Consider the following 12737-nt stretch of genomic DNA (forward strand, 5'->3'; position numbering starts at 1 on the left):
CCCTCTAAAATTCAATTATTTCCTTACTTGGTTTTATTGTTATTCACATGTGGATAAGTTAAAATTAAAGAAGTGTATTTATAAAATTGTGGATAAATTTGAAGAAAGAGTATGTGTTTCTTTTTTTCAATAAAATGATGTGGTATTCTAGTAATTTGTAGAAAACAAACTTACGTAAAAATTTATATAAATAAATTTAAAGTGAAGTGGGGTGAGGCAAGTGGAATTTGATACGATTGCGGCAATTTCGACGCCGATGGGTGAAGGAGCGATTGCGATTGTCCGATTGAGCGGAGATCAGGCATTTGAAATTGCTGACCGGTTGTTTAAAGGGGTTGGGAGCAAGAAGCTTACCGAGGTGGCATCCCACACTATCCATTACGGGCATCTTATTGATCCAAAAAGCGGACAAGTTGCTGAGGAAGTAATGGTTTCTGTCATGAGAGGACCGAAAACATTTACGAAGGAAGATGTAGTCGAAATCAACTGCCATGGGGGTCTTGTTTCTGTAAACCGTGTGCTCCAGCTTGTACTCAATCAGGGAGCAAGGCTGGCGGAGCCGGGGGAATTTACAAAACGGGCTTTTTTAAATGGACGAATCGACCTTTCGCAGGCCGAGGCCGTCATCGATTTGATCAGGGCGAAAACGGACCGGGCGATGAATCTTGCACTAGGCCAGATGGAAGGGCGTTTATCAAGGCTCATCCAGAAGCTTCGCCAGGAAATCCTCGAGATCCTTGCCCATGTAGAAGTGAACATCGATTATCCTGAATATGATGATGTCGAAGAAATGACACATCACATGCTTTTGGAAAAAGCGAAGTATGTACAAGGTGAGCTGGAAAAATTATTGCAAACTTCCCAGCAAGGGAAAATCCTCAGGGAAGGCTTGTCTACAGTTATAGTAGGCCGTCCGAATGTTGGTAAATCTTCTTTACTTAACAGTCTAGTCCATGAAAATAAGGCGATTGTTACCGATATCCCTGGTACGACAAGGGATGTCATTGAGGAATATGTAAATGTTCGCGGAGTGCCTTTAAAACTCCTTGATACTGCGGGAATTCGTGAAACCGAAGATATCGTAGAAAGAATTGGTGTGGAACGTTCACGTCAGGTTCTGAAGGAAGCAGATTTGATTCTGCTGGTTCTGAACTATTCGGATGAGCTTTCGGAAGAGGACAGAAACATATTCAAAGCGGTTGAAGGCATGGATGTCATTGTGATTGTCAATAAAACGGATCTTCCCCAAAAGATAGATTTGGATGAAGTAAGAGAGCTTGCGAAGGATTATTCGCTTGTTACGACTTCTTTATTAGAAGACAAGGGTGTAGATGAGCTTGAAGAAGCGATTTCCGGCCTGTTCTTCTCAGGTGCGATTGAATCTGGTGACCTTACGTACGTTTCGAACAGCCGCCATATTGCGCTTCTAAACCAGGCGGTCAATTCTATTGAAGAAGCGATCAATGGCGTTGAAATGGGAACGCCAATCGATATCGTTCAGATCGATTTGACTCGTTCATGGGAGCTGCTCGGTGAAGTCATCGGCGAAAGTGTCCATGAAAGCTTGATTGACCAGCTGTTCTCGCAATTCTGTCTAGGAAAATAATCATTTATATATACATCATGTGATAAAGTCAGCTGGATTGGCAGCTGACTAAATTAAAGGAGGCAGCAGGATGCAATATGAAGCCGGGAATTTTGATGTGGTTGTAGTCGGTGCCGGACATGCAGGTGTTGAAGCAGCCCTCGCGGCGGCTCGCATGGGCGCAAAAACGGCAGTGATCACGATCAATCTTGATATGGTTGCATTTATGCCATGTAATCCGTCAATCGGCGGACCTGCAAAGGGAATCGTGGTACGTGAAATCGATGCTCTTGGCGGGGAAATGGGCCGCAATATTGATAAAACTTACATCCAGATGAGGATGTTGAATACCGGAAAGGGTCCTGCAGTACGTGCATTGCGGGCCCAGGCTGATAAGTTTGATTATCAGCATGAAATGAAGAAAACACTTGAAAATGAAAAGAACCTGACGATGGTTCAGGGTATGGTTGAAAGATTAATTGTTGAAGACGGCGAATGCAGAGGCGTAGTCACAAAGACAGGTGCTGCATACCGTTCAAAAACAGTTGTTATTACAACTGGAACATATTTGCGCGGTGAAATTATCCTTGGTGAATTGAAATATTCAAGCGGCCCGAACAACCAGCAGCCGTCAATCAAGCTTTCGGAGCATCTTGAGGAGCTTGGTTTCGATTTAGTCCGTTTTAAAACAGGAACGCCTCCGCGTGTCCATAGCGATACAATCGATTATGACAAAACGGAAATCCAGCCTGGTGACGATGTCCACCGTGCATTTTCCTATGAAACAACAAAATATATTACGGACCAGCTTCCTTGCTGGCTGACTTATACAAATGAGCGCACTCATCAATTGATCGACGAGAATTTGCATCGTTCCCCGATGTACTCAGGAATGATCAAAGGGACGGGACCGCGCTATTGCCCATCTATTGAAGATAAAGTCGTACGCTTCAACGATAAGCCGCGGCACCAGATTTTCCTAGAGCCAGAAGGAAGGAATACTCAGGAAGTTTATGTGCAGGGGCTATCGACTAGCTTGCCAGAAGACGTCCAGCACAGAATCCTTCAGACAATCCCTGGCCTTGAAAAAGTCCAGATGATGCGTGCTGGCTATGCAATCGAGTATGATGCCGTCGTACCTACCCAGCTATGGCCGACACTTGAGACTAAAAAGGTGAAAAACCTTTATACGGCAGGCCAAATTAACGGCACTTCAGGATATGAAGAAGCAGCAGGACAGGGGCTTATGGCCGGTATCAATGCAGGTAGAAGGGCATTGGACAAAGAAGAAGTCATCTTGAGCAGAGCAGATGCCTACATCGGAGTTCTGATCGATGACCTTGTTACGAAAGGAACAAATGAACCGTACCGTTTATTGACTTCACGTGCAGAATACCGCCTGCTTCTCCGCCATGACAATGCGGACCTTCGTTTGACAGACAAGGGGTATGAGCTTGGCTTGATTCCTGAAGAACGCTACCAGAAATTTTTAGCGAAAAAAGAAGCAGTCGAAGCGGAGAAAGAACGCCTTCGCTCCATCATCATCAAACCAACTGCCGAGGTGCAGGAATTAATCCGTTCAATGGGCGGCAGCGAATTGAAGGATGGAATCCGTGCTTCTGACCTTCTGAAGCGTCCGGAAGCTTCCTATGAGCACATTAAACAGCTTGTACCTGCAGATATTGAATTAGATTTTGACACAGCAGAACAAACGGAAATCCAAATCAAGTACGAGGGATATATTGAAAAATCACTGCAGCAGGTAGAACGGCTGAAGAAGATGGAAGATAAGAAAATCCCTGAGAATATCGATTATAATGCGATTTCAAGTCTTGCGACTGAAGCACGCCAAAAGCTGAAAGAAGTCCGTCCGCTTACACTGGCTCAAGCATCACGGATCTCAGGTGTAAATCCAGCAGATATTTCAATTTTGCTCGTTTATTTGGAGCAGGGACGCATTGCGCGCACCAGCAATTAATCCAGCAGCAAGGACAGAAAGGGTTGGCTTATGAATACAGATCAATTTAAATTAATGCTTGCCGAGAAGGGGATCGATCTTTCTCCAAAGCAAATGGAGCAGTATGAAAAATATTATCACCTGCTCGTCGAGTGGAACGAAAAGATGAATTTAACTGCGATAACTGAAAAACCGGAAGTGTATTTAAAGCATTTCTACGATTCCATTTCTGCAGCTTTCTATTTTGATTTTAATAAGCCGCTCAATTTGTGTGATGTTGGGGCTGGAGCAGGTTTTCCGAGCATTCCATTGAAAATAGCTTTTCCAGACTTAAAAGTGACGATTGTTGACTCTTTGAATAAGCGGATTACTTTCCTTGAGCATTTATCAAAAGAGCTTGGGCTTGAAAATACGACTTTTATCCATGATCGGGCAGAAACGTTTGGGAAAAATCCTGCCCATCGCGAAAAATATCAAGTCGTAATGGCAAGAGCAGTAGCTCGAATGTCCGTATTGAGCGAGCTTTGCCTGCCATTGGTTCAGGTAGGCGGCACATTTGTCGCCATGAAAGGGAACCAGGCTGGCGAGGAGCTCCAGGTTGGTGAAAAAGCAATCAAGGTGCTTGGCGGGGAACTGGAATCCGTACATTCTTTCAAACTCCCGGTGGAAGAGAGTGAACGAAATATCCTGATCATCAATAAGAAAAAGCCGACACCGAAGCAATACCCAAGAAAACCAGGAACACCGAATAAAACGCCAATAGAATAACAATTTTACACATTTTCAGCGTCGGACCATATGAGTTCACTAAACATACATCGTCAAAGAGCATGCAGTCGCTGTTTACATGGTCTCTTACAAGGCGCTTGCACTTTTTGTCCTATTTTGAAGATAAAATTTAGTTTATAATAGATTCTATAGGCAGGAACATGTCATTTTTATAGAGAATATGTAATAGGGAGTTCATAAAGGTGGTGTAGGGTGATGAAGCCTTCTTTTTCTCGCTTTTTTGGCCTTGGGGAAAAGGAAAAAGAACCGATTGAAGTCGAAGTGGAACAAAAGGTTGAGGATATAGACAACGTAGAGCACGAAGAAATTAGAAAAATTCCGATAGCCCATATTATTCCAAATAGATACCAGCCAAGAACCGTTTTTGATGATGAAAAAATTGAAGAATTGGCCCGTACCATTCATATACATGGAGTAATCCAGCCAATCGTCGTCCGTGAGTATGACCAGGATAAATTTGAAATCATTGCAGGTGAACGCCGCTGGCGCGCAATGAAAAAATTGGAGTGGGACGAGGTTCCCGCAATCATTAAAAATTTATCTGATTCAGAAACTGCATCCGTTGCATTAATCGAGAACCTTCAGCGTGAGGAATTATCCCCGATTGAAGAAGCAATGGCATATGGTAAATTGCTGGAAATTCATAATCTTACCCAGGAGGCGCTTGCGCAAAGACTGGGAAAGGGGCAATCCACGGTTGCTAATAAGCTTAGATTGCTTAAACTTCCTCAGGAAGTCCAGGACGCACTCCTGAATAAAATGATTACAGAGCGTCATGCACGGTCATTAATACCTTTGAAAAATCCACTGCTTCAGGTTCAGCTGCTTGCGGAAATCATTGAGAAATCACTGAATGTTAAGCAGACTGAGGAACGGGTAGTCAAGCTGTTGACTCAAAATGAAGAAAAGCCTAAACCGAAACGGAAGGCCTTCAGCAAGGATATGCGGATTGCTGTCAATACGATACGCCAGTCGTTGACGATGGTTTCCGACAGCGGGATCAATCTTGATTCTGAAGAAGCGGAGTTTGAAGATTTTTACCAGTTCACGATTAAGATACCAAAAAAGAAATAATATGATTGGAAGTGGGGGACATGCAGTCTCCTGCTTTTTTTAGTTTAGTAGAATTAAATATTACAAGTTATTTCTTTTTAAGAAAAATTCTATCAACTACGTTATTTCATGATAAAATAGAATACATGATTGCTTTTTTCGGTTCGCGGGAGCCTATTTTCTCTTTGAATCGATAGTAAAGCTTAATTTTTTGGCTTTGAAAAAGCTATATAAGTAATTTACGGGTTCGAAAGTAGGTGACAATGTGGGAAAGATTATTGCGATTACGAATCAAAAAGGTGGAGTCGGTAAGACGACTACCTCTGTGAATCTAGGCGCATGCCTTGCATACATAGGAAAGAAAGTACTTTTAGTAGATATAGATCCCCAGGGTAATGGGACGAGCGGAGTTGGAATCGATAAAGCTGACGTGGAGCAATGCATTTACGATGTGCTTGTAGATGATGTGGAAGCAAGGTCTGTCATCCATCCAACCGCTGTAGAAAATCTTTACACAATTCCTGCAACAATCCAGCTTGCAGGTGCAGAAATAGAGCTTGTACCGACCATTTCGAGGGAAGTGCGCCTTAAGCGCGCGTTAGAAGAAGTTAAAGCTGATTTTGATTATATATTGATTGATTGTCCGCCTTCGCTGGGATTATTGACGCTTAATGCCTTAACTGCATCGGATGCAGTCATTATACCAGTACAATGTGAGTATTATGCTTTGGAAGGTTTAAGCCAGCTTCTTAATACTGTCCGCTTAGTTCAAAAGCACTTGAATCAGGATTTGAAAATCGAAGGCGTATTACTGACCATGCTTGATGCGCGTACGAATTTAGGCCTGCAAGTAATCGAGGAAGTTAAGAAATACTTTCAAGACAAGGTATATAAAACCATTATTCCACGGAATGTCCGTCTAAGTGAAGCTCCCAGCCATGGAGAGCCAATTATCATTTATGATCCGAAGTCCCGCGGGGCTGAGGTTTACTTAGATCTTGCAAAGGAAGTGGCTGCGAATGGCTAAAGGCTTAGGCAAGGGATTGAACGCTTTATTTAAAGAGGAAGCCGGTAAAGACGAAAAAGTCCAGGAAATCAGTATCAAAGAAATCCGGCCGAATCCTTACCAACCACGAAAAGTGTTTCAGAAGGAAGCAATCGAAGAACTTAAACTATCCATCATTGAACATGGGATCCTTCAGCCAATCATTGTAAGGAAGACGATTAAAGGCTATGAAATCGTCGTTGGTGAAAGACGGTTCCGTGCTGCTAAGGAAGCAAAATTAGAAAAAGTTCCAGCTGTCGTCCGCGATTTAAACGAACAGCAGATGATGGAACTTGCTGTACTCGAAAACCTTCAGCGAGAGGACCTGAATCCAATCGAAGAGGGGTTTGCCTACCAGACTTTAATGGATAAGCTGCAGATTACACAGGAACAATTGGCCAAAAGGCTAGGCAAGAGCAGGCCGCATTTAGCTAACCATATCCGACTTTTATCATTGCCTCCAAAAATTCAGCAGTACATTTCTGATGGCAAAATTTCCATGGGGCATGGCAGGGCTTTGCTAGGGTTAAGAAAAAAAGAACAGCTTCCTGCTCTTGTTGATAAAATGTTAAAAGATGGCCTGAATGTTCGCCAGTTGGAGCAGCTGATCCAACAGATGAATGAAATTGTTCCACGTGAAACAAAGAAAGAAAAAGAAACAAAAGATGTTTTCATCCGAGAACGGGAAACATCGCTGCGGGAACGTTTCGGCACGACGGTTAATATCAAACAGTCTAAAAACAAGGGGAAAATTGAAATCGAATTTTTCTCAAAAGATGACCTCGAACGAATTCTGGAACTTTTAGACCTGCAAAACTCTTAAGCTATCAAATGATGGCTTCTTTTTTTAATCATATTTTTACTTTTTTAAAATAATAATTCTCTGGTGAAGGCGAAAGTGTCTTTTAATCATAAAAGATGAAATGTAATGAGTTCAAAAATAAGGAAATAAGGATAAAAGGTGAAAGAAATGTTTTTACTCGGCACCATTGTAAATGGATTATTGATTATCATAGGGACTATGCTGGGAAAGCTGCTGACAAGGATTCCTGAAAATATGAAAGCTACAATCATGCACGGGATCGGGTTGTCTGTTATGGTTTTAGGCTTGCAAATGGGTTTTAAGAGCGCTAATTTCCTGATTGTGATTTTAAGCCTTGTGATTGGGGCTGTGATCGGGGAAGCCTTAAAATTAGAAGATAAGCTTAATTCTGTAGGGGACTGGCTCGAAAGGAAGATCGGTTCAAAAGGTGAAGGCAGTATTTCGCAGGGATTTGTAACGGCAACGCTGATATTTGTCATTGGAGCGATGGCGATTATTGGTGCGTTGGACAGTGGGATCCGAGGCGACCATGATGTTCTTTATACGAAGGCAATCATTGATGGTTTCACCGCTCTAATCTTGACTACAACACTAGGGATTGGTGTTCTTTTTTCTGCAATTCCAGTCATGCTTTATCAGGGAACCATCGCTTTATTTGCCACTCAAATCGATAAATGGATTCCTCAAGCCTTGATGGACAGCTTTATTCTCGAACTGACAGCTACAGGAGGAGTCATGATTTTTGCGATTGGCTTGAACCTGATAGGATTAACAAGGATTAGGGTTGCGAACCTGCTCCCGGGCATTTTGGTTACAGCCATTCTTGTAGCGGTCACTCATAGTTTTATTGGAGTATAATTAGAAAACGCAAGCGCCTTGGTCAGAATCGACAGACGCTTGCGCTGGACTTATAAAAAAGGAAGGACTCATGAATGATCCTTCCTTTTACTATTCTGCAATTGTAGGTTGTTCGGTATCAAGCTCCCAGCTTAATTTAGGCCATTCCTGTTTCTTTGGAAACTGCAAGCTGCTCTCAAAGATTCCATTTGCGATCGTTTTAGCCATTTTTAAAACAAGGTTCAATCTTGTATTTTGCAAAACAAAGAATTCCATGAAGCCACTTACATTCACGATGCCGGTTATATGAATATTCCCCACTTCTGGCAGGTCTTTATTCACTCCTGCACCGGGTTTGACAGGACCATGCCCTACCTGTATGGATCCGACGCTTTTCAAGCGGCCAAGACAAGCATCTATCCCTATGATAAATGGATTGAAGTGTTTTTGTTTAATTTCAGCTAATTTTTCTTCCATATTAACGGCGTGGATTGGATCATCAAGGGTTCCGTATACATGAAAAGGCGTGATGTCCTTTTCTTCGAGCAATGTTCCGATAAGTGGACCCAATGAATCACCAGTGGAGCGATCTGTGCCGATACAAACAAAAACGATAGGGCGAGCGGTGAAATTAGGCAAAAGGTCCAGAATTTCCGTGGCCAGCTTTCCCGCTGCCAATTCATCTTCATGGTTAATTTTCGCTACACTGCTCTTTCGCTCGAAAAAATGGTTTTTGAGATTCATTGGATCCACTCCTTAAAAATTCGTACTATCAGTATACGGACTTTTTTTGTAATCTATACATACCTGTAAACAGAAAGATTTAAACAGGGCCTTTTGGAGCAGAGGTTTCCTTTCAAGGGGATAAATACCTAATTGCCTTTAAGGAAATCATAATAGTCAAAATCATTATTTAGACTCTTTATCAAAATGTTTTTGTTATAGTAAAATAATAAAATCGTCGTATTGAAAGAAATTATGGATGCTTCTAGTTTGTGAGTTAAACTCAGAGTGAGGTTAAAGAGACTAAAATAGCCTAATAAAGTAAATGAATGAAATCTTACGGTTTTACTGGTAGTATTTCTTTATCTACTTTTTAAAACTTGTTAAAATGATTGTGTTTTCATTATGGACGATTCGTAAACTTTGCTGCTTCAGTCTGTAAGAAAAACCTTTTCTAGGTCGTTTACGAGGATGCCTTTATTAAAGGCATCGAATACGGAACGATGGAGCAAATGGAAGCTGCAAACAAAACGAAAAAGCATTTATTTAGTTTAGGCAGGTGAAATCATTTAATGATAAAAGAATCAGAGACATTTTTTAATAAAGTCAGTGAAAAGCTGATGAATGAAAATATATGGATGAGCATTGGTGAAAGTGTCCTTAAAATCATCGCTATCCTGATTATTTCAGGTTTATTGATTAAGGTGGGGAAACTGGCGATCCATAATTTTTTTAAGGTGAGGACGAAATCTCCTTTAAGGATTTCGGAACGACGCGAAGCAACATTGATGAAGCTGCTTGAAAATATCCTTTCATACGCCGTTTATTTTATTTCGATTATGATGATTCTTTCTGCTTTGACAATCAATGTCCAGGCAATGCTGGCAGGAGCAGGAATCGTCGGGCTTGCAGTCGGTTTCGGCGCACAAAGTCTGGTAAAGGACATCATTACTGGTTTCTTCATTATTTTTGAAGATCAATTTTCTGTTGGCGATTATGTAAGAATTGGACCATTTGAAGGGACCGTGGAGGAAATCGGGCTGCGGACGACGAAGATTAAAAGCTTTACAGGGGAAATTAATATCCTTCCAAATGGCAGCATCGTAGAAGTCACGAATTTTTCTTTATATAACAGTGTAGCAGTACTTGATATCGGCATCGCTTATGAAGGAGATATTGAATATACCGAGAAAGTGCTGCAGGAATATCTGAATACAACGACAGACAAATATCCTGAGCTTGTGAAGGCTCCTGAGCTTTTAGGAGTGCAGCAATTCGGTGCGTCCGAGGTTGTCCTCCGGATTGTCGCTGAAACTCTGCCAATGAAACACTGGTACATTGGAAGACAGCTTCGAAAAGATATAAAGCTTGTCCTTGATGAGCATGGAGTTGAGATTCCATTCCCAAGAATGGTGATGTATTCCCGTCAAGAAGGCGGGGCACAGAAAGAATTCGGAAAATAACAGGAGGGTCAGAAATTGGAGCACGAGTTTCAGCTTAATGATGTTGTTGAAATGAAAAAATCACATCCTTGTGGCACAAACAAGTGGAAAATCATCCGGCTTGGCATGGATATCCGAATTAAATGTGAAGGCTGCCAGCACAGTGTCTTAATTCCAAGAAAAGAATTTACTCGAAAAGTGAAAAAGATTTTATCGAAGCAGGAAGAATAATCCTGCTTCTTTTTTTATCCATTCTATATTATTCTTAATTATAAAAATATATTTAGATTGACTAAATAGATAGAGATGGGGAGATGAGGAGTTGGCAACAGTACATCATTCAGCTTGTCCGTTGAATTGCTGGGACAGCTGTGGCTTCCTTGTTACCGTTGAAGATGGAAAAGTAATGAAGATTGAAGGCAATCCTGAGCATCCAATCACACAGGGGAAGATTTGCGGACGCGGCAGGATGCTTGAGAACCGGACAAATTCGCAGGAAAGATTGCTGTATCCCCTGAAAAAATCTGGAGAACGCTTTGAGCAAATCTCCTGGAGGCAGGCTCTGGACGAAATCGCTGAAAAACTGGCTTATTTTAAAGATAACTACGGAACTACTTCTGTATTGCATAGCCATGACTATGCGAATAGCGGACTGCTTACAAATCTGGACAGCCGATTCTTTAATCTTTATGGCGGTGTGACAGAATTGATAGGCTCGATATGTTGGGGAGCCGGCATCGAGGCGCAAAACTGGGATTTCGGCGATGCATACAGCCATGCACCAGAGGATTTGAAGAATAGTAAATATGTAGTCATTTGGGGAAGAAATGTCGCCAGGACAAATATGCATTTATATCAAAACCTCCAGGCAGTGAAAAAGAATGGTACAAAACTATACGTCATTGATCCGATCTATAACGCGACTGCAAAGCTTGCAGATGAATATATATCAATCAAGCCTGGCTTTGACGGCCTTCTGGCTGCGGGAATCATGAAAGAAATGTATAGGATGAATATACAGGACGAGGAATTTTTAGCAAACCATACAGTCGGCCTGCCTGATTTATTGACGTTGCTTGATAGCGTTTCATTGGAATCAATCAGTGAGATGACAGAGGTACCTGCAGAAATCATTACTCATCTTGCTGAAGTGTACGCTGACCGTCCAGTTTCCACCATCATGGGCTTAGGTATGCAGCGATATGAAAACGGAGGAAATACAATAAGAATGATTGATGCACTGGTAGCGATCAGCGGCAATATCGGGATTCCAGGCGGCGGAGCCAACTATGCGAATAAGCAGGTAGGCCAAAGCTTTGCCTTCAACGAAATGACAATGCCTGAACGGAAGACCACATCACGCACGTTCACGATGATGAGACAGGCGGAAGGGATTCTATCTGCTATCGATCCCGAAATCAAAATGGGAATTGTGACATGCGGAAATCCATTAACCCAGGTTCCGGATACCAAAAGGGTAAAAGAGGCCTTTTCTTCATTAGAAACTCTAGTCGTCATCGACCAGTTTATGACAGATACGGCTATGCTCGCAGACTATGTCCTGCCCGCTGCCACTGTTTTTGAAGTGGAGGACGTCTATTATTCTTCCATGTACCATCACTACGTGAATCATGGTCCTAAACTGGTTGAGCCCCCTGGGGAAGCCAGGCCTGATGCTTGGATTTGGGCTGAATTGGCGAAGCGCTTAGGCTTTGGTGAGGAGTTTGATTTTACAAGGGAAGGGTACCTCGGAATGGGGCTGGCTTCGCTTGTCGAAAACGGTATTACTCTTGATAAAATCCGCACAGAAAAATTCCTGGAGCTCCCTGTCAATAAAATTCCATGGAGTGATCGTCATTTTAAAACGCCAAGCGGGAAATATGAATTCACTTCTTCAAAAGGAAATCTGACGCTGTCACTGCCGACAGAAACAAAATGGATGAATCCTGAGCTTGCGAAAAAATATCCATATACGCTTCTGACAATCCATCCGTTGCGATCCAACCATTCACAGCATTTTCAACTGTTTGAACCTGCGCCTTACGTAAAAGTAGAAATTGCAGAAAGTGTAGCGGTTGAAAAGGGACTTAAAAACCAGGATCATGTCCGTGTGTGGAATGACAGGGGAGAAATGAACGGATATGTCTCCATAATGAAAAACGCACATGCCGGGACGGTAAATATTGATGAAGGTTTAAGTGCGAGGTTTGGCGGTTCAGTGAATCAGCTTACCTCGAGCAGAGAATCAGACAATGGCTTAGGAAGCACTTTGTATGATTGTCTTGTTAATATCGAAAAAGTTGAATCCATCTAATCTGTTGCCGCACTTCTGTTGAAGTGCGGTTTTTACTTTGTAAACAGGAATGTAGGTGAACATGGGCAATTTGGCTTTCAAAAAAATAATAAGTATTTTATTCATTTCGAAAAATGTCCAGCTCCACCGCCTAGCCCCTCGAGTCGCATGTCTAGCTGCGGCTCCTAAC

At 42.2% G+C, this 12737-nt stretch carries 11 protein-coding genes; 10 read left to right on the forward strand and 1 reads right to left on the reverse strand.

Annotated elements, in window-relative coordinates; all coding sequences use genetic code 11:
* Positions 1-220: 220 nt before the first annotated feature.
* The 7 genes from mnmE to V7201_RS06075 all read left to right on the forward strand — a co-directional run bounded on the left by mnmE (position 221) and on the right by V7201_RS06075 (position 8110).
* Positions 221-1606 (forward strand): tRNA uridine-5-carboxymethylaminomethyl(34) synthesis GTPase MnmE, encoded by a 1386-nt coding sequence (gene mnmE / locus V7201_RS06045; RefSeq protein WP_335375893.1) that lies wholly within the window; start codon positions 221-223, stop codon positions 1604-1606.
* A gap of 70 nt (positions 1607-1676) precedes the next feature.
* Positions 1677-3563: a tRNA uridine-5-carboxymethylaminomethyl(34) synthesis enzyme MnmG gene (mnmG, locus tag V7201_RS06050; protein WP_335375894.1), complete on the forward strand. Its 1887-nt coding sequence runs from the start codon at positions 1677-1679 to the stop codon at positions 3561-3563.
* Positions 3564-3593: 30 nt separating this feature from the next.
* Positions 3594-4310, forward strand: coding sequence for a 16S rRNA (guanine(527)-N(7))-methyltransferase RsmG (rsmG, locus tag V7201_RS06055; protein WP_335375895.1), 717 nt, complete (start codon positions 3594-3596; stop codon positions 4308-4310).
* A 216-nt stretch (positions 4311-4526) separates the two neighbouring features.
* Entirely contained in the window at positions 4527-5405 is an 879-nt protein-coding gene (noc, locus tag V7201_RS06060; protein WP_335375896.1) for a nucleoid occlusion protein, read from the forward strand.
* A gap of 244 nt (positions 5406-5649) precedes the next feature.
* On the forward strand, positions 5650-6411 hold the full coding sequence (locus tag V7201_RS06065; RefSeq protein ID WP_335375897.1) for a ParA family protein: 762 nt from the start codon (positions 5650-5652) through the stop codon (positions 6409-6411).
* Positions 6404-7252 (forward strand): ParB/RepB/Spo0J family partition protein, encoded by an 849-nt coding sequence (locus V7201_RS06070; RefSeq protein WP_335375898.1) that lies wholly within the window; start codon positions 6404-6406, stop codon positions 7250-7252. Before V7201_RS06065 ends, V7201_RS06070 begins: the two co-directional genes overlap by 8 nt.
* A gap of 147 nt (positions 7253-7399) precedes the next feature.
* A complete protein-coding gene (locus tag V7201_RS06075; protein WP_335375899.1) occupies positions 7400-8110 on the forward strand; it encodes a DUF554 domain-containing protein in 711 nt (236 codons plus the stop codon).
* Positions 8111-8200: 90 nt separating this feature from the next.
* Here V7201_RS06075 and yyaC read toward each other — a convergent pair whose 3' ends face one another.
* Positions 8201-8833, reverse strand: a complete 633-nt coding sequence (gene yyaC, locus V7201_RS06080) for a spore protease YyaC (protein WP_335375900.1) — start codon at positions 8831-8833, stop codon at positions 8201-8203.
* 551 nt (positions 8834-9384) lie between these two features.
* Here yyaC and V7201_RS06085 point away from each other — a divergent pair.
* The 3 genes from V7201_RS06085 to V7201_RS06095 all read left to right on the forward strand — a co-directional run bounded on the left by V7201_RS06085 (position 9385) and on the right by V7201_RS06095 (position 12568).
* Positions 9385-10275 carry a mechanosensitive ion channel family protein gene (locus V7201_RS06085; RefSeq protein ID WP_335375901.1) on the forward strand — a complete coding sequence of 297 codons (891 nt, stop codon included), beginning with the start codon at positions 9385-9387 and terminating at the stop codon, positions 10273-10275.
* Between the two features lie 15 nt (positions 10276-10290).
* A complete protein-coding gene (locus V7201_RS06090; protein WP_229366285.1) occupies positions 10291-10485 on the forward strand; it encodes a DUF951 domain-containing protein in 195 nt (64 codons plus the stop codon).
* A gap of 91 nt (positions 10486-10576) precedes the next feature.
* Positions 10577-12568, forward strand: coding sequence for a molybdopterin-dependent oxidoreductase (locus tag V7201_RS06095; protein ID WP_335375902.1), 1992 nt, complete (start codon positions 10577-10579; stop codon positions 12566-12568).
* Positions 12569-12737 lie beyond the last annotated feature (169 nt).

This window comes from Bacillus sp. JJ1122 (genome assembly GCF_036964885.1).
Taxonomy (GTDB): Bacteria; Bacillota; Bacilli; order Bacillales; family Cytobacillaceae; genus Mesobacillus.